Below are 23,699 nucleotides of genomic sequence, written 5' to 3'. Positions count from 1 at the left end.
TTCGCCCTGACTTGTCTAGTGTAGTATGTTTTGCGTATGGTATTGGCGTCATCTTACATGGCCTAATCAATAATCACACTCACCCTTGTTTAGCGAACTTACTTTTTAAAAAGGAATCTTGATGGTTAATTCTATCGCGCTCATCGGAGGTACCCACGGCAATGAAACCAGTGGTATTCAGCTTATTCGAAACTGGCAAGATTTCGGTTTGCCAACGCGATTTGATGAACTTAATGTCTCGTTAAATATTGCCAATCAGGCAGCGATTGATGCCAATGTCAGATTTATCGATGAAGATCTCAATCGCCAGTTTACCTTTGAGCGACTGGCGACACCCAATAATGCAAAAGAAGCACTGCTGGCACAGACGCTCAATCAAAAGTTTGGTCCCAAAGGTGAGTCAAATACCGATTTCGTGATTGATATTCACAATACTACCAGCGCAATGGGTGCGACTCTGATTATTCTAGAAGCCGATGAGTTTCATATCAGTCTCGCGCGCTACGTAAAACACCAGATGCCCGAAGCCAATATCCTACTTGAAGATGAAAAGCCCTATCTTGAGCACGCCTATTTATGCACGACAGGTAAGCGAGGCGTCATGATTGAAGTAGGTGGTCAGCCTCAAGGCGTATTGCGCGAAGACGTGTATTTACTGACAGAAGCGATGGCGGAAGCAGTGCTCGATTTTTGTGTAGCATTCAATAACGGTACCCTAGCGACGGTACAGTTACCCGAATGTGAAGTCTTCAGACTGGGGGAAAATATTACCTTTCCATTAGATGAAGCGGGCAAGCGCACAGCGATGATCCATCACGCCTTACAGGACAAAGACTTCGAGCCTTTGCTGCCAGGCATGCCAATATTTCGCACCTTTGACGGTCATGACATTACCTGGCAAGGCGAAAGCACGACTTACCCGCATTTTATTAACGAAGCGGCCTACTTTAAGCTTGACGTCGCGTTTGCAACGGCGCAAAGAATTGTACTGTAATTCCGGGCCTGTTGTTTGCTGAAGAGGTACGCAGCGAGATTCTTCGCCGTTTAGTCAAAGCGGTTATTTGAAGGTCTACTGAATTTCGTTGTTGTAAAAAAGCGGTATGGATATACCGCTTTCTAATACGTTATGAGTGGTTTTGTAGCGCGCGTATGATAGGGACATTCGCATCGGGAAAGTCTGCGTCAACCAGCTTAGATACGGCTACCCAACGGGATAGCTGTCCTTCCTTGCCATGAGGTTCACCGTCAAACTCGGTGACCCGATGCACATCCAGTTTTACCACTTTATCGCCATAATCATGTGTGATGACAATAACAGGCTCAGTGTCGCCTACTTCAATCCCAATTTCTTCATCAAGCTCTCTTTTGAGCGCATCAAGCACGGTTTCCGTAGGCTCGACTTTACCACCGGGAAATTCCCACTTACCGCCCTGATGGACGTCGTCAGGGCGAAGAGTAATGAATATCTCATCGCCGCGGGCAATAACACCCACAGCGACATGTACCACTTTCATTACTTCAATTTACCGTGGCACTGCTTGTATTTTTTGCCAGAACCACACGGGCATGGGTCGTTACGTCCCACTTTAGCCCCTTCACGCACCTGCGTACGTACTTTATCACTTGCCGCTTCCGGCGTGGCTGATGCGTCTTCATGTTCAAAATGCTTAGGCACATCATCTGCCTGACGACGTTGCTCTTCTACCTTCTGCACATCTTCTTCAGCCTGTACTTTTACGCGTGACAAAATAGTGATGACTTCTACTTTGAGGGCTTCAAGCATTTGAGAGAACAAGGCAAAGGACTCGCGCTTATATTCTTGCTTAGGATTCTTTTGTGCATAACCGCGAAGGTGGATACCTTGACGTAAGTGATCCATCGCTGCAAGGTGTTCCTTCCAGTGACTATCGAGGTTTTGTAGCATGACTGCCTTTTCAAACTGACGCAGCACTTGTTCGCCCACAATAGTTTCTTTCGCTTGATAAGCCTCGATCACATCGCCCAGAATACGCTCACGGAGCTTTTCTTCATATAACTTGTCGTCGTTTTCAAGCCATGTCTGTATTGGTAAATCTACCGCGAAGTCTGCTTTTAGGCGCTCTTCCAGACCCTTCACATCCCACATTTCTTCCAGAGACTGGGGAGGAATGTACTCGTCTACGACTCCGCTGATAACATCTTCGCGAATAGCGGCAATCGTTTCGCTAATATCGCCTTCATCAAGCAATTCATTACGCTGCTCGTAAATAACTTTACGCTGATCGTTTGCTACATCATCGTATTCAAGCAATTGTTTACGAATATCAAAGTTGCGACCTTCAACCTTGCGCTGCGCGTTTTCGATTGCGCGTGTTACCCACGGGTGTTCAATAGCTTCACCGCGCTCCATTCCCAAACGCTTCATCATGTTGCCCATTTTTTCAGAGGCAAAGATACGCATAAGGGCATCATCCAGTGACAGGTAAAAACGGCTTGAACCGGGATCACCTTGTCGACCTGAACGACCGCGTAGCTGATTGTCGATACGGCGAGATTCGTGACGCTCAGTACCAATAATATGTAAACCACCCGCAGCGAGCACGGCATCGTGGCTTTCTTTCCACGCGGCTTTCACTTTATCTATTTGCGCTTGGGTTGGGTTTTCAATCTTTTCAAGCTCGGCTTGCCAGTTACCGCCTAGTACAATATCCGTACCACGGCCTGCCATGTTGGTGGCAATAGTAACGGCACCAGGTTTACCCGCCTGCGCAACAATGTCGGCTTCCTGTTCGTGGAATTTAGCGTTAAGTACCTTGTGCGGAATTTTCGACTTTTTAAGAATGCGAGAAATCAGCTCAGAGTTTTCGATGGATACCGTACCTACCAAGGTAGGCTGACCGCGCTTAACACAGGCTTTGATGTCTTCAACGATGGCTTCGTACTTCTCTTCTGCCGTCAGATAGATGAGATCGGCCATGTCTTTGCGCTGCATAGGACGGTTAGTCGGAATGACCACCGTCTCCAAACCGTAAATATGGTTAAATTCGAATGCTTCTGTATCTGCGGTACCCGTCATACCCGCGAGTTTGTTGTACAAGCGGAAATAGTTCTGGAACGTGATAGATGCCAGAGTCTGGTTTTCGTTTTGAATACGAACCCCTTCTTTCGCTTCTACTGCCTGATGCAGGCCTTCAGACCAACGACGCCCTTCCATCGTACGACCTGTATGCTCATCAACTATGACAATCTGATCTTCTTTTACGATGTAATCAACGTCTTTTGAAAATAGTTTGTGCGCGCGCAATGCTGCGTTGATATGGTGAAGAAGTGAAATGTTACCTGCGTCAAACAGCGATTCGTTTTCAGGTAGTAAGCCTTCCTGTTGCAAAATTTCTTCAACGTGAATTTGACCATGCTCTGTAAGGTGAATCTGCTTTGCCTTTAAGTCGATAGTGTAATCACCATCACCTTCCTGACCTTCTTCATCTTCTTTGTCTTGCTGGACTAGCTTTGGAATGATGGTATTAATGCGACGATAAAGCTCAGAACTGTCTTCTGCCTGGCCGGAAATAATTAGCGGCGTACGGGCTTCGTCAATTAGAATTGAATCTACTTCATCCACTACAGCGTAATTTAACGGGCGCTGAACTCTGTCTTGTGGGCTAAACGCCATGTTATCGCGCAGATAATCGAAACCAAATTCGTTGTTAGTCCCGTATGTGACATCTGCTTGATACGCTTCGCGCTTCTGCTGTGGTGACATACCTGGTACGTTACAACCAACCCGCATGCCTAAATAAGTGAAAAGCTGGTTACTCCACTCGGCATCACGACGGGCCAGGTAGTCATTCACTGTGACCACGTGAACCCCTTTGCCTGACAACGCGTTTAAGTATGTCGGTAATGTCGCAGTAAGGGTTTTACCTTCACCTGTGCGCATTTCAGATATTTTGCCTTGATGAAGCACTTGCCCACCCAACATCTGCACATCAAAGTGGCGCATGCCATATACGCGCTTACTGGCTTCACGCACAGTAGCAAACGCTTCGTTTAGAATATCATCTAAGGTTTCGCCTTTTTCTAGGCGGGCCTTAAATTCATCCGTTTTCGCTTTTAGCGCCTCATCAGAAAGCTTTTCATACTCTGCTTCCAGTGCATTGATGGCATCTACGTTTTTACGTAATTTTTTTAATAATCGGTCGTTTCTACTGCCGAATACTTTTCGAAGGATGCTTGCAAACATTAGCTTTTTTATTCCACTACTTGTCGAGACGCCGCACAATGTGCACAGCTCAATTAAACTAAAAACACAGCATTATAAAACGCGGTGTTTTACGATGAATTACTTACCTGGCTGCTACCCGATTTATTTTTTATAAACGTAAGGTAGAGGATCGACTTGTTTACCGTTTCTTATTACTTCGTAGTGAACATGTACACCCGTCGAGCGACCGGTGCTGCCCATAGTGGCAATGGGTTCCCCTTTGGTAACCACATCACCTATTGAAACAGTGAGCGTTTCATTGTGCCCATACCGGGTTACAAAACCGTCACCGTGATCAATTTCTACTAGTTGGCCATAGCCATAACGTTCGCCAGCCCAGGTCACAATACCTGCTGCTGTTGCAATAACGTTTTCCCCAGCTTCACCCGCAAAATCCAAGCCTTTGTGCATGGTTTGTTTGCTAGTAAATGGGTCGGCGCGCATACCAAAATAAGACGACAACCATCCCGATTCTATCGGACGACCAGATAATTGACTCTGTTCGTGGATATGGTGACCCCTAACCAAACTTTCAAGCATAGACAGTTGTTGAGACTTTAAATCAAGAGATTGCTCGAGCTTGGCTATTTCGTGAAGAATGGGAGAGTCTTGGAGGTTATCCGGCATCGATACCGGTACGAAAGCGTCCAGGTCAGCCGCTGACATACCTAATTCTGTTGCAATTTGCTTCCCTTTCTCATCAAGTAAATTGGCTTGAGCTGACAACTCAGCCACATGAGAAAGTAAAGCTTGAAGTTTATTTGTGGTTTCTTGCTTGAGCGCTTCAACATCCGTTTGCGTGTTGTTCACTTCGGTCTGCGCTAAACGAACGCGGGCAATATCTTCAGATACAGATTCTGTCGACCGGCTCGACACTAACATAAAAATAGACGAGAGCACGGTCGCGCTCACCAGTGTACGAACACTGATGCTGTGCCGGTAACGTTTATTTTTTCCAGTTAGTGTAATTGTAAGTTTCATACCACGAAGAAAAGTGTTCTTTTCACACCAGCGTTTTATGTTGTTTTGGCCGAGGCCAAAATACGTTTTTATGCCGCTAGAGTGAAATTTATCTCATTATTTTGGCTACTGTATCATTAATTTCAGTATTTGCCATTACGAAAAAAAGCCGCCCGTTAGGCGGCTTTTTAAAATTCTTATGCTAAGACTGGCTGAGCGTAACGAATTGGGGCAGTTTCCTGCGAGTCGTATGTCACGTACTCCCAGCAATCTTTCTGCGCCAAAACAGCATTCAGAAGCTTGTTGTTAAGGCCGTGCCCGGTTTTATATGCACGCAATTCACCGATTAGGCTATGTCCGCCCAAGTACAGATCGCCAATAGCGTCTAGGATTTTGTGCTTTAAAAATTCGTCGTCGTAACGCAGGCCTTCAGGATTCAATACCCGAAATTCGTCAAGTGCGACCGCATTTTCCATGCTACCACCAAGCGCGAGATTATTCGCATTCATGTACTCTAAGTCGCGCATGAAACCAAATGTACGTGCTCTACTCACCTCATTTACATACGAGCATGAGTCAAAGTCCATCACCATATGTTGACGGGTTTGACTGATCACTGGGTGGTCAAAATCAATTTGGAAATCAACGCGGAAGCCGTCATACGGAACAAGCTCTGCCCATTTGTCGCCATCTTCTACGCGAACAGGCTTTTTAATTCGAATAAATTGTTTAGGCGCATTAAGCTCTTCGATACCCGCAGATTGAAGTAAAAATACGAACGGGCTTGCACTTCCATCCATAATTGGCAGCTCGTTACTGTCGACTTCAATGATGATGTTATCGATGCCTAATCCGGCTAAAGCAGACGCCAAGTGTTCTACCGTTTGAATAGTCACACCGTCTTCATTATTTAAACACGTACACAGCATGGTATTCCCTACCGCGTTTGCACGGGAGAGAATGTCAACATGAGGTTCAAGGTCAACACGCCTAAACACGATTCCCGTGTTAGCAGGCGCAGGTCGGAGAGTCATTGTGACCTTTTCCCCTTTATGTAGCCCAATACCAGTTTCCTGAACCGGATGCTTGATTGTACGTTGTTTAATCATCTGCTTTAGCTTTTACCCTTAAAAAAAAGCGGTCGAGAATTATAGTGAGTTATCACTCACATGTCAAAACAGCCCCAGTAAGACCTCTGGCAAATTTACATAACTTTTCAATTTGTACACGCCTCAGCGCGGTAAATTAACCTAGTTAACTGCCTTTCGTGACATCTTACTCAATGAGTGAGACCACAAATGTGTATAATAATTCCCTACTTTCACCGAGCGCGATCAGTCAGCTTGCTTGCGCAAGAACGCAGGAATATCGAGATATTCCAAATCGTTATCCGGCTGAGCACTGTCATCTGCTTTAAGGGCTTGATTGCCTTCTGTACCGCCAACCGCAGAGCGAGATTCGCCAGTGTGAACTGTGCCATACTCTTTCGCAGGTTGTGTCAGACGAGAACCTTCAGAGCTTACCAAAGAAATATCTGGTTTACGCTCTGCGCCAATTCCCGTTGCAACTACAGTAACACGTAGTTCGTCGGTCATTTCCATATCGATAACCGTTCCCACAACCACAGTAGCGTTCTCTGAAGCAAACGCTTTAACCGCATTACCCACAGTTTCGAACTCGTCGATTGCGAAGTCTGGGCCAGCGGTGATATTCACAAGAATGCCGCGCGCACCTGACAAATCGATATCTTCTAGAAGTGGGCTGGCGATAGCTGCTTCTGCTGCTTCTTCTGCACGGTCAGGGCCACTTGCTGCACCACTACCCATCATCGCTTTACCCATTTCCGACATAACAGTTCGTACGTCAGCAAAGTCGACGTTGATAAGACCAGGGCGAGTAATTAGCTCAGCAATACCCTGAACAGCACCACGTAATACATCATTTGCTGCACTGAATGCTTGAAGAAGTGGTGTACCTGGACCCATCACTTTTAACAGCTTTTCATTGGGGATAGTGATTAACGAGTCTACGTTGTTCGACAATTCAACAATGCCTTGTTCGGCAAACGACGTACGCTTTTTACCTTCGAAAGGAAAAGGTTTAGTCACAACAGCCACTGTAAGAATACCCATTTCACGAGCAATCTTAGCCACTTCAGGCGCTGCACCTGTACCAGTGCCACCACCCATACCTGCGGTGATGAAAACCATATCGGCGCCGTCTAATGCCTGACGAATGGTTTCTCTATCTTCTTGTGCGGCTTCGCGACCAATATTTGGATCGGCACCTGCCCCCAAGCCCTTAGTCACACTTGATCCGATTTGCAAAGTGACATCAGCATGTGAACTACGCAGCACCTGAGCGTCGGTGTTCACCGCAATGAACTCCACGCCTTCAATACTTTGAGACACCATGTGTTCAACGGCATTACCGCCACCGCCACCAACACCGATGACTTTGATTACGGCTTCTTCGCCGTGACTATCCATTAATTCGAACATACTTACTCTCCGGTTGTACGTCTTTATCAACACTACGTCAGGTCATGTCAATAGGTTAATTGCATCCTGCTAACCACATTACCCCAACGATAGCGCCCCCAAATAAAATTAAAATTCACCTTTAAACCAGCTTTGCACCCGTTGAAACAAACTCTCACCGGTCTTTTGCGTACTGGATTTCTTATTATCAGATTGTACTTTGCCGTATTGCAGCAGTCCTACGACCGTTGCAAATCCAGCGTCATCAACATATTCAGACAAGCCTTTTACGTTGATGGGTTTGCCCACGCGCACGGGCATCTGGAACAGCTCTTCGGCAAACTCCACAGCACCTTCCATTTTTGCGGTACCACCTGTGAGTACGAGACCCGCAGCAATTTGCTCTTCCAGACCACTGGCACGAATTTCATCGTGAACCAGTTCAAACAGTTCCTGGTATCGAGGCTCTATGACTTCGGCCAATGTATGACGAGACATCACTCTAGCTGGACGTCCACCCACACTGGGCACTTCGATACTGTCTTCCATACTTACCATATCTTTTAATGCACAGGCATAATTAACTTTAATTTCCTCTGCATTACTGATTGGCGTTCTAAATATTTTTGCGATATCGCTGGTAATTTGATTGCCCGCAACGGGGATCACAGCAGTATGGCGAATAGCACCGTCAGTGTAAATCACCATATCCATGGTTCCACCACCGATATCTACTACACAAACACCTAATTCACGCTCGTCATCAGTCAGCACAGCATAACTTGAAGCCAGCGCCGAGAAAATAAGCTGATCGGCATTTAGCTCACAGCGTTCAACACATTTCACCATATTTTTGGCCATATCATCCGCACAGGTGATGATATGGGCATCGGCTTCCATGCGAACGCCTGACATGCCAATGGGGTTTTTAATCCCCTCTTGCACATCAATAGTAAACTCTTGCGGCAACACATGAAGTAAACGTCGTTCTGCAGCAATTGGCACACTGCGCGCAGCATGGATCACATTATCCACGTCTTCCTGTGTCACTTCCTGATTGTTGATCGGCACCATGCCATTTTCATTTTGACATTTTACGTGGCGGCCAGAAATGGACATGAATACCGATGACACTCGACAGTCTGCCATTAATTCCATTTCGTTTACCGCGCGCTGTACCGATTTTACAACTAAATTCAAATCGTTAACGCCGCCTTTATCCATACCTTTAGAGGCATGTGTGCCCACGCCAACGATACTGATTTGATCGTCTTCTAGTAATTCACCCACCACAGCCTTCACTTGGCTGGTGCCGATATCTAGTCCTACAATCAAATTGCGTTCAGCAAGTTTTGACATGGTTTCCTTAGCTCTCTTCATCTGTGGTGTTGTCGTCCTTCCAGCCAACGGCAACCCCCGTGTCATAACGAAGGTCGACGTATTTCACCGCCTTCTCTTGTTGCGCCAGCAGCGGATATACATCAATAAATCGTTGTAATCTATCGATAAACTCCTGACGCCCTAAATTCAATTTAATGCCGTTTTTCAGCTGTACCTGCCAGGCAAATCGCTCGCTGAGCGACAATTCATCAATCGCCATATTTGTTGTAGCAATTAATGCATGCATGGCGTTGTAGCCTTCCAGTGCAGTTCTCTCACTACCACCTGGGCCGTACAGTCTGGGTAAATCCAGCTTAACACCTTCATCGTTGAAGGTATCCCCATAAGGGTTTAAAAGTAAATCTTCGTTCCATTTAGCAACGGGCTGTTGCTCAACCAAATAGATTTTTAATGTATTTGGCCACTTTTTGCGAACCGATGCGCGATATACCCAGCTCTGCGCTTCCACCAATTCGAACACTTCATTGACGTCTAGCGCGAAAAAGCTACCGGGCTGAGCTTTGCGAATCAATCGCTCTAATTTGGTAATATCGATATGCTGATACTCACCAGAAAAATCGATAACCTGTACCGGCATTTGCTGTTCATCGTACAAATACTGGTTAGCTTTCATGCCGCCAAATACTAAACCGCTCAACACCAACAACAAAAAGGCCACGCCAACCCACATTGCGCGTTTATTTTTTGCTGGCGCTAACTCGCCCGTGGTCGGTTTCGCTTTTGGCTCTGCCACGCCTATGTCCTGTCCGTGTCAATCGCGTCGTCAAAACTGGTCGACAGGATACGTAATACCAGTTCATCAAAACTTAACCCTGCCACTTTCGCCGCTTTAGGCACTAAACTTTTTTCCGTCATGCCAGGTACTGTGTTTGCTTCCAGCAAATAGAACTGCCGCTGGCTATCTTGCATAACATCAACTCTTCCCCAGCCGCTGCCTGAGATAGCATCGAATGCTCGAGAAGCGAGTTTCGCTAACTGAGCTTCCTGCTCATCAGACAAACCACTGGGGCAATAATATTCGGTCGTATTATCCTGATATTTCGCAGCATAATCGTAGAACGTGTGTGGAGTAGACATGCGAATAGACGGCAATGCCTGTCCCTGTAACACAGAAACAGTAAATTCAGGGCCGTCTATGTACTGCTCTAACAGGACTTGATTATCGTATTTAAAGGCGTCCTGAATGGCAGTTTCGAGTTGTTTAGCGCTTGTCACTCTCGCCATGCCAATACTCGACCCTTCTCTGGCCGGTTTTACCATGACTTCATTCCCCAATTTATCCATTATAGCGCTGCACTTACCAGCTTCAAAGTGCCTTTTATCAGCAATTTCATATTTTGCTGTAGGCAACCCCAAACTTTGCCACACTTGCTTTGTATGAATTTTGTCCATAGCAAGTGCTGAACCTAAAACGCGACTGCCGGTATAGGGAATTTTTAAGAACTGCAATGCCCCTTGCATTGAGCCGTCTTCTCCCCCTCTGCCGTGCAACATAATAAGAGCGCGATCAACATTCAATGCGAGTAAATCTGTTAATGGCCGCTGTGAAGGGTCAAATGCGAACGCATCTACTCCTTGGCGCAGTAAAGCACTAAGCACAGCGTTACCCGAATTAAGCGACACTTCCCGTTCGGCAGAATCGCCACCAAGTAGCACTGCTACTTTGCCATACTCCTGAGGAGAGTGAGTACTTACGATAGGCGTTGACATATTATTCACTGTCCTCCAACAACGACGATGGCTCTAGTTCATAGCGCGCGAGTAGTTTGGCTATTTGACCAATATTGCCTGCCCCTTGGGTCATCACAATATCGCCGTCTTGCATAATGTTCGCTAAGATGCCGGGCAAGGCGTCTTTGTCTCCTACGTAGACAGGCTCAATTTGTCCCCGCTGCCGTATTGAGCGACACAATGATTTGCTGTCAGCGCCTTCTATCGGCTGTTCACTTGCTGCGTATACATCCAGTAACAGCAAAGCATCGACACTCGATAACACATCGACAAAGTCTTCATAAAGATCCCGCGTACGGGTAAAGCGATGAGGTTGATAAATCATCACCAGCCGCTTATCTGGCCAGTTTGCCCGCGCCGCTGCGACAGTTGCTTTCACTTCTGTCGGATGATGGCCATAGTCATCCACAAGGCAAACTTGCCCTTTGCTCGTCTGGAAAGTACCAAGCTGCTCAAAGCGACGACCTATACCGCCAAAACTTGCTAATGCACTTACGATAGCGTCATCATCAATACCTTCATCAGTCGCCACCGCAATAGCCGCCAGGGCATTTAACACATTGTGATTACCAGTGAGATTAAGGGTGATGTCTAACGGTTCACGATCAGGGCGGATGACAGTAAAATTCGCCTTGCCAAATGACAGTGTCACGTTTTCAGCGCGAAAGTCGTTATGTGCTTCGAAACCATAGGTAATGATGCTTCTACCAATGCGAGGTCGAATGTCCTGTATATTGGCATCGTCTCCACACACGATCGCCTGCCCGTAAAAGGGCAAGTTTGATAAAAAGTCGACAAAGGTATCTTTTACTTTGGAGAAATCCCCGCCATAAGTATCCATATGGTCGGCTTCAATATTTGTCACTACCGATACCATTGGCTGCAGATGTAAGAACGAGGCATCACTTTCGTCTGCTTCAGCGATTAAATAACGGCTTTTCCCTAAACGGGCGTTAGTGCCAGCACTATTTAACAAACCGCCAATGACAAAAGTGGGGTCGTATTCCGCTTCCGCGAAAATGGTCGAAATTAGGCTAGTGGTCGTGGTTTTACCATGGGTGCCCGCGACAGCGATGCCATGTCTAAAACGCATGAGTTCAGCGAGCATCTCTGCCCGTCTAATTATCGGAATACGCTTTTCCCGCGCTACGATAACTTCAGGATTTTGTTCATTAATGGCACTGGACACCACGATGACATCCATGCCTTCCACGTTTTGCGCACGATGGCCAATTTTGACATCTGCACCTAGCTCACTTAAGCGTTGTGTCATTGGCCCTGCTTGAATGTCAGAGCCTGAAATTTCATACCCTTCGTTGAGCAGTACTTCAGCAATACCGCCCATACCGGCACCGCCAATGCCGATAAAAAAAATTTTATTTACCCGACGCATTTGCGGGCTTTCAAATGGGGTTTTAAATACCATTAGTCCCCTACTCCTACCACACTTTTTATGTGGCTTACTACTTGTTCTGTGGCTTGCGTTCTTGCACATGTTTTTGCAAGTTCGCCCATTTTAAGACAGTCTTGTGGGTGTTGTAACCACTGACGCACTGCCTGCCCTAGGTTTTCTTTAAGGACTGATTGCGCAATCATTAAAGCAGCATTTTGCTTAACCAATGATTGTGCATTTTTTGTCTGATGATCGTCCACCGCGTGAGGCAGAGGAACGAAAATAGCCGCTCTACCTGCAGCTGCGACTTCACTTACTGTCAATGCTCCCGCGCGACAAATGATAAAATCGGCCCATTCATAGGCGCCAGCCATATCATCAATAAAATCACTCACGGTAACGGTATCCATATCAGCACCTGCAGTTTGATAGGCGCGTTCAACGCTGCGCTTGTTTCCCTTGCCACATTGATGCCTGATATTTAGTCCAGCGAGTCCACTACAGGTGTTAGGTACTGTTTCATTTAGGATTTGTGCACCAAGGCTGCCGCCCACCACCAACATATTCAAGTGAGTCGATTGTCCGATAGATGATTTAGGCTTAACCGCTAAAATATCGTCGCGAACGGGATTGCCGACAGTATGCACGTTGTTTGCTACTGCTGAAAATTGTTCTTTAGCATCGTTAAAGCCAAGTAACACTTTAGTTGCCACTCGACTTAATAGCTTATTGGTCATGCCGGCGGCTGCATTTTGCTCGTGAATAATAACCGGTATACCTAATGATTTGGCTGCAATTCCGCCAGGGCCACTCGCATAACCGCCGAATCCAACCACAATATCGGGCTGGATCCGCTGAATGATGCGTCTGGCAGAAAACAAGCTTTTGACCAGCGCTACAGCACCACTTAGTCTGGCCGACAAGCCTTTTCCTCGCAGCCCTTTAACCGGAATATAATGAATGGGAATGTCGTGCTTAGGGACAACCTGAGCTTCCATTCGCTCTGCGGTGCCCAACCAATGAATGTCCCAGCCTTCGCGACGTAGCGAGGTAGCAACGGCGAGACCTGGGAATACATGGCCGCCGGTTCCTCCAGCCATAATTAGACAGCGCTTAGCCATTGTCAGCCTCCTGCGCCACCCTGGCGAGTATTGCTTTGATACCAGCTTTTCCTTCTATTTCTTCTGCGTTCTGTGACACTTGCGCTTTAGCGCTGTCTGTCGTTTTAGACTCATCCGGTGCGTTACTGTCTTTCGTTGTCTTTACGTCACTGGCTTTTTGACTTTGTGCCTTATTACTCGCTATGACACGCCTTTTACTGTCTTTTCTGCCGAGGGCTTGTACCCCATCTACGCGCAGTTCAAAATCAATACGAAGAAGAATGGCAACGGCAACTGACATCACAATCAGCGACGATCCGCCATAACTTACCAAGGGTAAAGTCAGCCCTTTAGTCGGCAATATACCCGCACTTGCCCCAATATTAACGGCAGTTTGAAAGCTAAACCAAATACCAATGCTGTAGGCCAAATAACCATCGAAAGCCCGACCTTTTTCAAGTGCTTTATTACCAATATTTAACGCCCGTAGCACCATCCATAAAATCAGTCCTAGTACGCCTAATACACCGACAAAGCCCAATTCTTCGGCTAAAATAGCCATGACGAAATCGGTATGCGCTTCGGGAAGAAACTCGAGTTTCTGCAGACTGTTACCCAGTCCTTGCCCAAACCAGTTTCCGCGACCATACGCCATTAATGATTGGGTTAACTGATAACCTGCACCAAACGGGTCTGCCCACGGATCCAAAAAAGATGTCACCCGTTTTAATCGATATTCTTCAAATACGATAAGCGCCACCACAGCCATTAATCCCACAAACACCAACGCGAAAAATTGCCATAAGCGGGCGCCAGCCAAAAATAGCAGGCCTATAGTAGTTGCAAACATAACCACGACTGTTCCCAGATCGGGCTGCAAAAGCAATAACATGGCGAGCACGAAGAAAACCACCAGAGGTTTAATAAACCCTTTTAGGTTTTCCGTGACTTCTTCGTAGCGACGTACCAAGTAGCCAGCAAGGTAGGCAAAAAAGAATAATTTTGCCGGTTCTGCGGCCTGGATTGTAATTGGCCCTATGGCAAGCCAACGTGTACTACCATTTACCGTACGCCCTACCAACAGTACTAGGATCAGCAACCCTATTGCAGCGAGCAGCAAATAGGGGTTGGTCATGCGCCAAAATTGCATAGGAAGTTGCAGCACAATCATCGCAGCAATGATAGCGCCGACGATATAAATCCCGTGACGAATGGCGAAGTAAAAGGGGTTATCGTGTAATCGGTCAGCAACGGGCATAGAGGCTGACGTTACAATGATCACGCCAATACTCATCAACGCCAGTGCAATTAATATGAGGGTGACATCATAAGAATGACTTCCCTGAGACGGGCTATCGTGACGTGCCGAAAACAGTTCGCTTAACTTAGTGGAAGCCGACATCATAACGCTGTCGCCTGTAAGAGTAATGCGTGTACTGCACGAGCAAATACATCACCGCGATGCATGTAATTATCAAACATATCAAGGCTGGCGCATGCTGGAGAGAGCAAAACGACGTCACCGTCTCGTGCCTCTTGACGCGCCTGAGCGACAGCTTCTTCCATAGACGATACGAGGGTAGTTGGGGCAAAACAATCTTTAAACTGTTGTGCATCTTTTCCCAATGCAAACACGTGAGTAACATGCTGGTTTAAATAAGGGGTTAAGGTGGCAAGGTTGGCACCTTTGGCGTCGCCGCCTGCGATTAAAATAATGTGACCTTCAGTAGTAGGCGCTAATCCTTCAAGCGCGGCTATAGTCGCGCCGATATTAGTCGCTTTTGAGTCATCGATATATCGCACACCCTCAATTCGCGCGACTTCTACGCAGCGATGGGGCGCACTATGAAACGATCCAATATGTTGAACAGCCGCTTCAGGGGATACACCTAATTCGTGACAAATCGCAAGCGCAGCCATCACGTTTAACACGTTATGCATGCCCGCCAAATGTATAGCTTGAATGGCGATTAGTGGGCGCTGATTAAACGCTATGTATTGTTTGCCTTCAACTGACTTAATCGAAAAACCCTTTGCACAGGCTCCCAAACCATACTCCAACACATTGTCGATAGTGGCTGCATGGCTTGTATCTGGCGAAATATGTATGCCATCGCGCCACACCACCGCTGACTGTGCGTGATTGAAAATACGTTGTTTTGCCTGAATGTAGTTTTCTAACGTGCCGTGACGATCTAAGTGATCATCAGAAATATTCAATATGGTGGCTGCGCACAATGGCAAAGTTGTGGTGGTTTCCAACTGAAAACTGGACAACTCCAATACCACCACGTCAACATCGCTATCCAATGCTTCTAATACGGGACGACCCACATTTCCCGCTTCAATACTGCTAACACCGCAGGCATTTAACAGGTGATTGACTAATAAGGTTACCGTGGTTTTACCATTAGAACCGGTAATGCCGACCAGCTTTTTAGGGTGGCGAGCACTGCGGTTTAATCGCGCAAATAACTCAATATCGCCAATAACTTCTACACCACACTCCTTCGCCAGCGCCACCTGCTCTATGGTAGGTGCAAGACCAGGGCTCAGTATCAGCGTATCGACGCCGTTGAAATACGCTTTAGTCACCTCAGAGGCAGTGACGACATCATCTTGCATAGTAGCCAGCAGGTCTTCCGGCAATGAAAACGTAGGCCGAGTATCAAACGCTTTTACTTTGGCATGTTGCGCTAATAAGAAACGTACACAAGCTTGTCCGGTCACCCCGAGGCCACCGACAACATAACTGTGCTCGTGTATATGATATGCCATTAACAATTATCTCAGCTTCAATGTTGCCAGACCCACCAGCACCAAAATAATTGAGATGATCCAAAAGCGCACAATAACACGGGGCTCTGGCCACCCTTTCAATTCATAGTGATGATGGATAGGCGCCATACGGAATATGCGTTGACCACGCAATTTATAAGAGCCGACCTGCAAAATGACTGATAGGGTTTCAATAACGAAAACCCCACCCATAATAATGAGCACGAGTTCCTGACGAACCAGTACGGCCAACACGCCTAATGTTCCGCCCAACGCCAACGAACCCACATCGCCCATAAATACTTGAGCAGGGTAAGTATTGAACCACAAGAAGCCGAGACCCGCTCCCACCATGGCTGTACACACAATCACCAATTCACTGGTCAGTGGTATATGGGGAATATTGAGATAGGCGGCAAAGTTCGCATTACCTGTCACATAAGCAAAAATGGCAAAAGCGCCGGCGACCAAAATGGTCGGCACAATAGCAAGACCATCTAAACCATCAGTAAGATTCACCGCGTTACTGGTGCCGACAATAGCGAAATAAGTGATAATGATGAAAAATGCGCCAAGTTGAGGAAACACCTCTTTGAAAAAAGGCACCAGCAAAGACGTTTCTGCACTTAACGTGGCACTGCTGTAGAGGTAAAACGCTACGCCAATGGCGACCACAGATTGCCAGAAGTATTTCCAGCGAGCTATTAGCCCTTTGGCGTCTTTGCGGATCACCTTTCTGTAATCATCCACAAATCCAATCACGCCATACGCGACCGTAACACCAAGGGTCACTAAAACGTAACGGTTAGTCAAATCAGCCCAAAGCAGTCCGCTTATCACAATTGCCGCCAATATGAGAAGCCCCCCCATCGTTGGGGTGCCGGATTTAGACAGGTGACTTTGCGGGCCGTCATCGCGCACGGTTTGCCCTATTTGCATAGTTTGCAAATATCGAATCATTTTGGGACCGATAAGAATAGCGATCAGCAATGCGGTCAGCGTACTGAGAATAGCGCGCAGGGTAAGGTAAGAGAAAACATTGAACCCTGAATCAAATTGCGTCAGCCAGTCGGCGAGCCAAATTAACATGCAATGCGCTCCCGACGACTATCAAGCTTTCCCAGCGCTGAGGCCTCTACTGCCTCTACCACGCGCTCCATTTTGGAGCTTCGTGAACCTTTAACTAAAATAGAAATATCGCGCTGATGTAACAACAAATCACTCTCCATCGCCGCTAGTAAACTTTCAACATCACTGAAGTGACCACTATTCTCACTGAACACCGCGCTGGCTGATTGGCTTAATACCCCCATGGTATACAAATAATCAATGCCCTTTTCCTTCGCGTATTCACCTACTTGTTCGTGGTAGTAGCGCGCTTTTTCACCCAGTTCTTTCATATCGCCTAAGACTAAAACAGTAATACCAGAGAAACTGCTCAAGGTATCAATTGCGGCACTGACAGACGCCACATTGGCGTTATAGGTGTCATCCAACAGCCTCACTTGCGCAGTCAGCTGCTTTACATTTAACCGGCCACTTACTTGCTTCATGGAAAGTAAACCATCGCGTACATTTTCTAACGTTGCACCGACTTGTAAAGTGAGCGCAGCGGCCACCAACGCGTTACCCACGTTGTGAACGCCAGGGATAGTTAATTGAATAGCCACTTCACCTTGTGGACAGACTAAGTGAAACGAAGCACAGCCATCCAGGCCAATCGTAATATCCTCGGCGCGAAAATCGGCGTGGTTTTTCTGATCCGGTGCAAACGTAAGTGTCTTGGTTTGCTTTAACTTACCAAGCCAAAAATCGGCAAACTGGCTATCTTGATTAACAATGGCGATGCCATCTTTACCTAAACCTTTAAAGATCTCGCTTTTTGCCCTTGCAACACCAAGAAGGCTACCAAACCCTTCTAAGTGAGAGGCGGCAGCATTCACAATCGTGGCCACATCAGGTTTAACCAGGTTAGTGGTATAAGCAATTTCGCCCAGGTGATTAGCACCCAGCTCCATAACGGCGAACTCGTGATGAGGTTCCAAACGCAACAGGGTTAACGGAACGCCGATATCATTGTTGAAGTTACCGTCTGTTGCCAGCACATTACCGCGGCGAGCCAGAATCGATGCACACATTTCTTTTACGGTCGTTTTCCCACTACTGCCAGTAATGGCAATAGTCTTAGGTGCCACTTCCGCTTTTACCGCGGCACCTAACAACCCAAGCGCCAGCTTGGTATCTTCCACCTGAATAACCGGTAAAGTGGTGTTGACCTCTTTACTGGCAATCACCGCACTGGCACCGGCTTTTTCCGCTTGTGCGACAAAATCATGCCCGTTGAAATTGGCCCCTTTGAGTGCCAGATACAACGCACCATCTTCTATGGTACGTGTATCGGTGCTCACGGCAGATATTGCGATATCTGCACCATTGTTAATCAATTTTCCGTTAACCTTGTCGGCTATCCAAGACAGCGTTGTTGTTATCATTTGCTGTACTCCTGTTGCAGTCGCGCCACCACTGCACGTTCGTTATAGTTAGTTTTATTGTTACCGATAATCTGGTAATCCTCGTGCCCCTTACCAGCCACGACGATAATGTCTTCTTGCGCGGCATGTGCTAAGCAATGCCGAATAGCACTTTCCCTATCTGGAATTGATATCGCATGCTCTCGTTTGACCAACCCTGCCATAATATCTTGTGCAATTGCCTCGGGGTCTTCACTTCGACTATTGTCAGTAGTGATAACAATGACATCTGCACCGCTTTCCGCTGCTTGCCCCATTAATGGGCGTTTTCCTTTATCGCGATCGCCGCCACAACCAAATACGCACCACACTTTTCCCGTAGTGTGGAATTTTGCACTGCGAAGCACCTTTTCCAGCGCGTCGGGGGTATGAGCATAATCCACCACAATATTTGCCGCTTTTGAAAGAGGGAACACTTCCATTCTTCCCGGCACGGGAACAATCGCATTTACCGCCTTTACCACATCATCGAATTGCTCACCTTCGGCCAGTAAAGTGGCTATAGCGGCAAGCACATTACTGATGTTGAATTTGCCAAAAAGCGGTAGTGAAATAGTTGCGCTACCCCACGAAGACGATAAGTCAAAACGACATCCAGCCGAATGATACGAGGCATTTGTGGCGAAACAATGGCGGACTTGAGGATTGTTGCGATAAAGGTGTGACATAGTGTCACTCTCTTCTTCGATGCCTATCCAAATCCGCTCAATCTCACTGCCCGCTTGCGCATCCCATTTTTGACTTTCACTGTCATTGGCATTGAGTACGACGGCGTTTAACCCTGGCTGGGACAGTAATAAGCGTTTCGCGCTACCGTAGTCGTCCATTGTGCCATGATAATCGAGATGATCTCGGGTCAAATTGGTAAAAACTGCAATATCTGTTTTGAGCGTACCAAGGCGCCCCTGCACCAAGGCATGGGAACTGGCTTCAAACGCCGTATGACGGACCTCTCCTTGCACAAACTCTGCCAACAAATATTGCATACGTATGGCATCGGGCGTGGTATTCGCTGCTGGCGTGTTGACCCAGTGTGTATCATCGCCTTCAAACACACTACTACCAAGCGTACCAATGCTTGCACTGCGTGTACCCAGTGCGTCCTTAAGCTGCGTAATCAGCTGGACTGTAGAAGTTTTGCCGTTAGTTCCGGTCACTGCCACTGTGGTCATTTTTTGGGCCGGATAATCGTAAAAAGCCGCCGCCAGAGCAGATAACATTTCGGGCAATTGATAAAGGGAAATAATCACACTGTGATCACGCATCTCCATTTGACCATGGGCATTTATGTCGTCGGTTTGCGCCAGTATGACTCTGGCGCCTAAACTGATTGCCTGGGGAATAAAATCCCGACCGTCTCGTTCATGCCCTTTTACTGCTACAAATATCAAGCGCGTGTTCACTTCACGGCTATCTAAGGTTAACCCTTCTACCCGAATATCAGGGGCATCAATACCGAATTTGGCCAACAAAGCCCGAATGCTTTGAACAAAGGCACTAACTACCACTTTGACCTCCTTTCAACAGGCGACTAGATGTAACTTGTTTATCATCAGGGGCAATATTCAATATATGTAGCGCACCGCCCATAATCGATGAAAATACTGGAGCTGCGGTGTCGCCGGCATGGTATAAATCCCCCCCCGGTTCATTGATAAGTACCACCGTCACTAAACGAGGATCAGACACAGGTGCAATCCCCGCAAAAATGTTCACATATTCCTCACCGTAGCCCCCTGCTACCGCTTTGCGGCTGGTACCGGTTTTTCCGGCCACGCGGTACCCAGGTACTGCGGCTTTGGTGGCCGTGCCGCCACGCTGGGTAACACTCTCCATCATCTGAACGATAGCATTGGCATTTTCTTCGCTAATTACCCGTTCAGCTTGTGCCTGCCATGCGGGCTGCTGAGGGGCTTTGATAATGTTCAGCGGAGTTTTAATTCCACCATTAGCCAGCGTGGCGTAAAGCCTACCAAGCTGCGCTGTGGTAACTGAGATACCATAGCCAAATGACAAGGTGGCCAACTCAAATTCGGACCACCGGCTACGCTCGTGGAAGATACCGCTACTTTCACCGGCCATATTGAGCCCAGTGTCACTCATTAACCCCATGTTGTAATAAGTGTCTAACATAAATTGCTTCGGCACAGACAACGCGAGTTTTGACGTCCCCATATTGGATGAATGTTGAATAATTTCCTCAAGCGTCAGTTCACCGTAATTCCGCGTGTCTTTGACCAGACTTCCCCCTAAGCGCATCCAACCCGGATGAGTATCTACGGCATCTTCAGGCTCTACTTCGCCAAATTCTAGCGCCGTAAGCACGGCTAAAGGTTTAAGCGAAGATCCTGGTTCAAATGCATCGGTGATCACGCGATTGCGCATTCTATGCGGAGAAATGTCATTTCTGTCGTTGGGATTAAAAGACGGCGCGTTGACCATGGCTAATACATCGCCAGTTTTCACATCAATAACAATGGCTGACGCTGAGCTGGACTGATAATAGATCATGGCTTCTTTGATGGCTTTATAGGCCAGCGCCTGTATGCGTTGGTCAATAGAAAGCTGCAAGTCACCCGCTTTTTCACCTGACGTAGTCTCTAGAATTTCAACCTGGCGACCTTTGGCATCCCGCCTTATTTTGCGCGACCCCGGCGTACCAGTCAGCCACTCGTCATACATCCGCTCAAGTCCTTCAACCCCTGAATCATCCACATCGGTAACGCCGATTAGCTGCGCCGACACTTCGCCCGTCGGGTAGTAGCGGCGGCTTTCACGACGCAGGTAAATACCTGGAATATCCAGTTTGTCTACGTATTCAGCCATGGCCGGTGACACCTGACGCTGTAGATAGACAAAACGGCGTTTTGGATTCGCGACTTTTTGTTTAAGTTCATCTACGTCCTGACGCAATACATCTGCCAGCGCTTCCCAACGGCGAGCTTCTTCAAATCCGTTGTTGTCGTGGATAACTTTTGGGTCTGCGTAAATGGCACGAACGGGCACACTTACCGCTAATTCAACCCCGTTGCGGTCGGTAATCAGTCCTCGGTAGGCAGGCATATCCCGTGTACGCAATGTGCGGTTGTCGCCTTGTTGGATCAGTTCATCTGGTTCGATAACTTGAATGTACGCTGCTCGAGTCGCTAATACGGCGAATACCATCATGATCACCACCAGCACCACCACAAAACGCCAATGCACCAGACTAGGCGTGACATTCTGTTTGGCACCAGATTTCAAATTTTTGTTGGGGCCACGGGAAACATGGAGAGATTGGGACGACTCAATCAGGCTCATTTTAATCTCACCACAACTTCGTCGTCTGCAGTTGGACGATACATACCCAATTGTTTTTCTACCAGTGTTTCAATGCGGTTGTGTTCCGTCAAAGCGCGTTGCTCCAACACTAAATTACGCCACTGTACATCCAACTCATCTTTCTCTTGCATTAAGTCTTCAAGGGCTATCACTTGCTGTCGATTGTGGTGGCTACTTAAAATCACCGCCATGGCACTTACAATAACCATTAAATACAACAAAACCCGCAACTTGTTGCGGGTTAAATCTGACACAATAATCAACAAAAGATTAAAATTGGTTCCGGCCTTATCCGGCGTGCGCTGAGTCATAATTTCTCCGCTACACGTAACACAGAACTGCGGGAGCGAACATTGTTCGCTATCTCCTGTTCGGACGGTTTAATAGCTTTTCCAAGTGCTTTTAGCACCTTGTCTGCATCTATTTCAGCCTGAGTAATCGGTAAATTATGCGGAACCGATTTTCCTTTACTCTGTTCTTTGATAAACCGTTTAACCAATCTGTCTTCAAGAGAGTGGAAAGAAATAACGGCCAATCTGCCTTCTTTAGCCAAAACTTGTGTCGCGGCCTTTAACCCCACCCGCAGCTGTTCCAGCTCGGCGTTGATATAGATTCGGATACCCTGAAATGCACGCGTAGCGGGATGCTTAAATTTATCTTTAACGGGCACGGCTTCATCAATGATTTTAGCCAATTGCGCAGTTCGGGTGATGGGGGTATGCACGCGCGTATTGACAATGGCATGTGCAATGCGTTTGCCAAATTTTTCCTCACCAAACTCTTTGATCACTTGCGCGATGTCTTGCTCTTCTGCACTGGCTAACCATTGTGCCGCACTTTGCCCCCGTGAAGTGTCCATGCGCATATCAAGGGGTCCATCACGCAAAAAGCTAAACCCGCGCTCGGCATCGTCAAGTTGCGGCGACGATACCCCTAAATCCATCAATACGCCGTCAATTTTGCCCGTTAAACCCAATGCTTCGATTTCTTCTGCCATATCACCAAAGGGCGAGTGAATAATTCGAAATCGCTTGTCGTTGGCAAACTGTTCAGCCGCTTTGATCGCTTGCGGGTCACGGTCAAAAGCAATTAGTTGCCCTTGTTCGCCCAAAGCATTGAGAATATGTGCCGAATGACCACCGCGACCAAAAGTTGCATCAATGTAGATACCATCAGGCTTGATAGCCAACGCGTCTATGCACTCGTCAAGCAACACGGAAATATGTTTAAATTCGCTAGACTGGGTCATAGTGAGAAGTCCTGTAATCGTTCGGTAAGTTCAAATTCGCCCTTGCGTTCGGTGTCGATATCAACCTCGATTTGTTGTGCCCATACTTCGGCATCCCAAATTTCAAATTTGTTTAACTGACCAACTAACATGACTTCTTTTGAGAGTTTGGCGTGGGCACGTAACGGCGTAGGAATTAGAATACGTCCGCTTTTGTCCATTTCGCCTTCTGATGCATGCCCAAGCAGTAAACGCTGCATTCGGCGTTCTGCAGGGATCATGCTGGAAAGTTTAGTGAGTTTTAACTCAATTTCTTCCCATTCGGGAAGTGGGTAAAGCAGCAAACAACTTTGTTGTGTATCGACTGTGCAAACTAGCTGTCCCTGGCAATCATCCAGCAGCAGTTGGCGATACTTCGTCGGTATAGCCAGTCTGCCTTTTGTATCAAGATTGATTGCGTTAGCGCCGCGGAACATTCCCCTAGCCTTTTATTTTTTGCTCTTGGTTTTCTTATTATTTGAGTACTAATCTGC

Annotated in this window: 20 protein-coding genes; 1 reads left to right on the top strand and 19 read right to left on the bottom strand. The window is 47.2% G+C overall.

Going from position 1 to position 23,699, the window contains the following annotated elements; all coding sequences use genetic code 11:
- The first annotated feature begins 121 nt into the window (after window positions 1-121).
- Entirely contained in the window at window positions 122-994 is an 873-nt protein-coding gene (locus tag ACMCM8_RS03295) for an aspartoacylase (protein ID WP_412725430.1), read from the top strand.
- Window positions 995-1,124: 130 nt separating this feature from the next.
- Here ACMCM8_RS03295 and mutT read toward each other — a convergent pair whose 3' ends face one another.
- The 19 genes from mutT to mraZ form a co-directional block, all read right to left on the bottom strand.
- Entirely contained in the window at window positions 1,125-1,514 is a 390-nt protein-coding gene (mutT, locus tag ACMCM8_RS03290) for an 8-oxo-dGTP diphosphatase MutT (protein WP_412725428.1), read from the bottom strand.
- Window positions 1,514-4,222, bottom strand: a complete 2,709-nt coding sequence (gene secA, locus ACMCM8_RS03285) for a preprotein translocase subunit SecA (protein ID WP_412725426.1) — start codon at window positions 4,220-4,222, stop codon at window positions 1,514-1,516. Before secA ends, mutT begins: the two co-directional genes overlap by 1 nt.
- A 123-nt stretch (window positions 4,223-4,345) precedes the next feature.
- The gene (locus tag ACMCM8_RS03280) at window positions 4,346-5,224 is read right to left on the bottom strand and encodes a M23 family metallopeptidase (protein ID WP_412725424.1); all 879 of its coding nucleotides are present in this window, start codon (window positions 5,222-5,224) and stop codon (window positions 4,346-4,348) included.
- Window positions 5,225-5,400: 176 nt separating this feature from the next.
- Window positions 5,401-6,312 carry a UDP-3-O-acyl-N-acetylglucosamine deacetylase gene (gene lpxC, locus ACMCM8_RS03275; RefSeq protein WP_412725422.1) on the bottom strand — a complete coding sequence of 304 codons (912 nt, stop codon included), beginning with the start codon at window positions 6,310-6,312 and terminating at the stop codon, window positions 5,401-5,403.
- Window positions 6,313-6,537: 225 nt separating this feature from the next.
- Window positions 6,538-7,704: a cell division protein FtsZ gene (gene ftsZ, locus ACMCM8_RS03270; protein ID WP_412725420.1), complete on the bottom strand. Its 1,167-nt coding sequence runs from the start codon at window positions 7,702-7,704 to the stop codon at window positions 6,538-6,540.
- Window positions 7,705-7,812: 108 nt separating this feature from the next.
- On the bottom strand, window positions 7,813-9,042 hold the full coding sequence (ftsA, locus tag ACMCM8_RS03265) for a cell division protein FtsA (RefSeq protein ID WP_412725418.1): 1,230 nt from the start codon (window positions 9,040-9,042) through the stop codon (window positions 7,813-7,815).
- A gap of 7 nt (window positions 9,043-9,049) precedes the next feature.
- Window positions 9,050-9,754: a cell division protein FtsQ/DivIB gene (locus tag ACMCM8_RS03260; protein WP_412727602.1), complete on the bottom strand. Its 705-nt coding sequence runs from the start codon at window positions 9,752-9,754 to the stop codon at window positions 9,050-9,052.
- 65 nt (window positions 9,755-9,819) lie between these two features.
- Window positions 9,820-10,794: a D-alanine--D-alanine ligase gene (locus ACMCM8_RS03255; RefSeq protein ID WP_412725416.1), complete on the bottom strand. Its 975-nt coding sequence runs from the start codon at window positions 10,792-10,794 to the stop codon at window positions 9,820-9,822.
- A gap of 1 nt (window position 10,795) precedes the next feature.
- On the bottom strand, window positions 10,796-12,241 hold the full coding sequence (gene murC, locus ACMCM8_RS03250) for a UDP-N-acetylmuramate--L-alanine ligase (RefSeq protein WP_412725414.1): 1,446 nt from the start codon (window positions 12,239-12,241) through the stop codon (window positions 10,796-10,798).
- Entirely contained in the window at window positions 12,241-13,329 is a 1,089-nt protein-coding gene (gene murG, locus ACMCM8_RS03245; RefSeq protein ID WP_412725412.1) for an undecaprenyldiphospho-muramoylpentapeptide beta-N-acetylglucosaminyltransferase, read from the bottom strand. The genes murC and murG overlap by 1 nt, the downstream gene beginning before the upstream one ends.
- Window positions 13,322-14,713: a cell division protein FtsW gene (gene ftsW, locus ACMCM8_RS03240; RefSeq protein WP_412725410.1), complete on the bottom strand. Its 1,392-nt coding sequence runs from the start codon at window positions 14,711-14,713 to the stop codon at window positions 13,322-13,324. Before ftsW ends, murG begins: the two co-directional genes overlap by 8 nt.
- Window positions 14,710-16,086 (bottom strand): UDP-N-acetylmuramoyl-L-alanine--D-glutamate ligase, encoded by a 1,377-nt coding sequence (murD, locus tag ACMCM8_RS03235; protein ID WP_412725408.1) that lies wholly within the window; start codon window positions 16,084-16,086, stop codon window positions 14,710-14,712. The genes ftsW and murD overlap by 4 nt, the downstream gene beginning before the upstream one ends.
- A 6-nt stretch (window positions 16,087-16,092) precedes the next feature.
- Window positions 16,093-17,175 carry a phospho-N-acetylmuramoyl-pentapeptide-transferase gene (mraY, locus tag ACMCM8_RS03230; protein ID WP_412725406.1) on the bottom strand — a complete coding sequence of 361 codons (1,083 nt, stop codon included), beginning with the start codon at window positions 17,173-17,175 and terminating at the stop codon, window positions 16,093-16,095.
- Window positions 17,169-18,578: a UDP-N-acetylmuramoyl-tripeptide--D-alanyl-D-alanine ligase gene (locus ACMCM8_RS03225; protein ID WP_412725404.1), complete on the bottom strand. Its 1,410-nt coding sequence runs from the start codon at window positions 18,576-18,578 to the stop codon at window positions 17,169-17,171. The genes mraY and ACMCM8_RS03225 overlap by 7 nt, the downstream gene beginning before the upstream one ends.
- Window positions 18,575-20,125: a UDP-N-acetylmuramoyl-L-alanyl-D-glutamate--2,6-diaminopimelate ligase gene (locus tag ACMCM8_RS03220; protein WP_412725402.1), complete on the bottom strand. Its 1,551-nt coding sequence runs from the start codon at window positions 20,123-20,125 to the stop codon at window positions 18,575-18,577. The genes ACMCM8_RS03225 and ACMCM8_RS03220 overlap by 4 nt, the downstream gene beginning before the upstream one ends.
- Window positions 20,115-21,917, bottom strand: a complete 1,803-nt coding sequence (locus tag ACMCM8_RS03215; RefSeq protein WP_412725400.1) for a penicillin-binding transpeptidase domain-containing protein — start codon at window positions 21,915-21,917, stop codon at window positions 20,115-20,117. Before ACMCM8_RS03215 ends, ACMCM8_RS03220 begins: the two co-directional genes overlap by 11 nt.
- Window positions 21,914-22,249 carry a cell division protein FtsL gene (gene ftsL, locus ACMCM8_RS03210; RefSeq protein WP_412725398.1) on the bottom strand — a complete coding sequence of 112 codons (336 nt, stop codon included), beginning with the start codon at window positions 22,247-22,249 and terminating at the stop codon, window positions 21,914-21,916. Before ftsL ends, ACMCM8_RS03215 begins: the two co-directional genes overlap by 4 nt.
- Window positions 22,246-23,187: a 16S rRNA (cytosine(1402)-N(4))-methyltransferase RsmH gene (rsmH, locus tag ACMCM8_RS03205; RefSeq protein WP_412725396.1), complete on the bottom strand. Its 942-nt coding sequence runs from the start codon at window positions 23,185-23,187 to the stop codon at window positions 22,246-22,248. The genes ftsL and rsmH overlap by 4 nt, the downstream gene beginning before the upstream one ends.
- Window positions 23,184-23,642 carry a division/cell wall cluster transcriptional repressor MraZ gene (mraZ, locus tag ACMCM8_RS03200; RefSeq protein ID WP_412725394.1) on the bottom strand — a complete coding sequence of 153 codons (459 nt, stop codon included), beginning with the start codon at window positions 23,640-23,642 and terminating at the stop codon, window positions 23,184-23,186. The genes rsmH and mraZ overlap by 4 nt, the downstream gene beginning before the upstream one ends.
- Window positions 23,643-23,699: the final 57 nt, after the last annotated feature.

The sequence above is a fragment of the Alteromonas sp. D210916BOD_24 genome (genome assembly GCF_047159385.1).
Taxonomy (GTDB): Bacteria; Pseudomonadota; Gammaproteobacteria; order Enterobacterales; family Alteromonadaceae; genus Alteromonas.
This window is presented reverse-complemented; position numbering and strand designations above follow the sequence as displayed.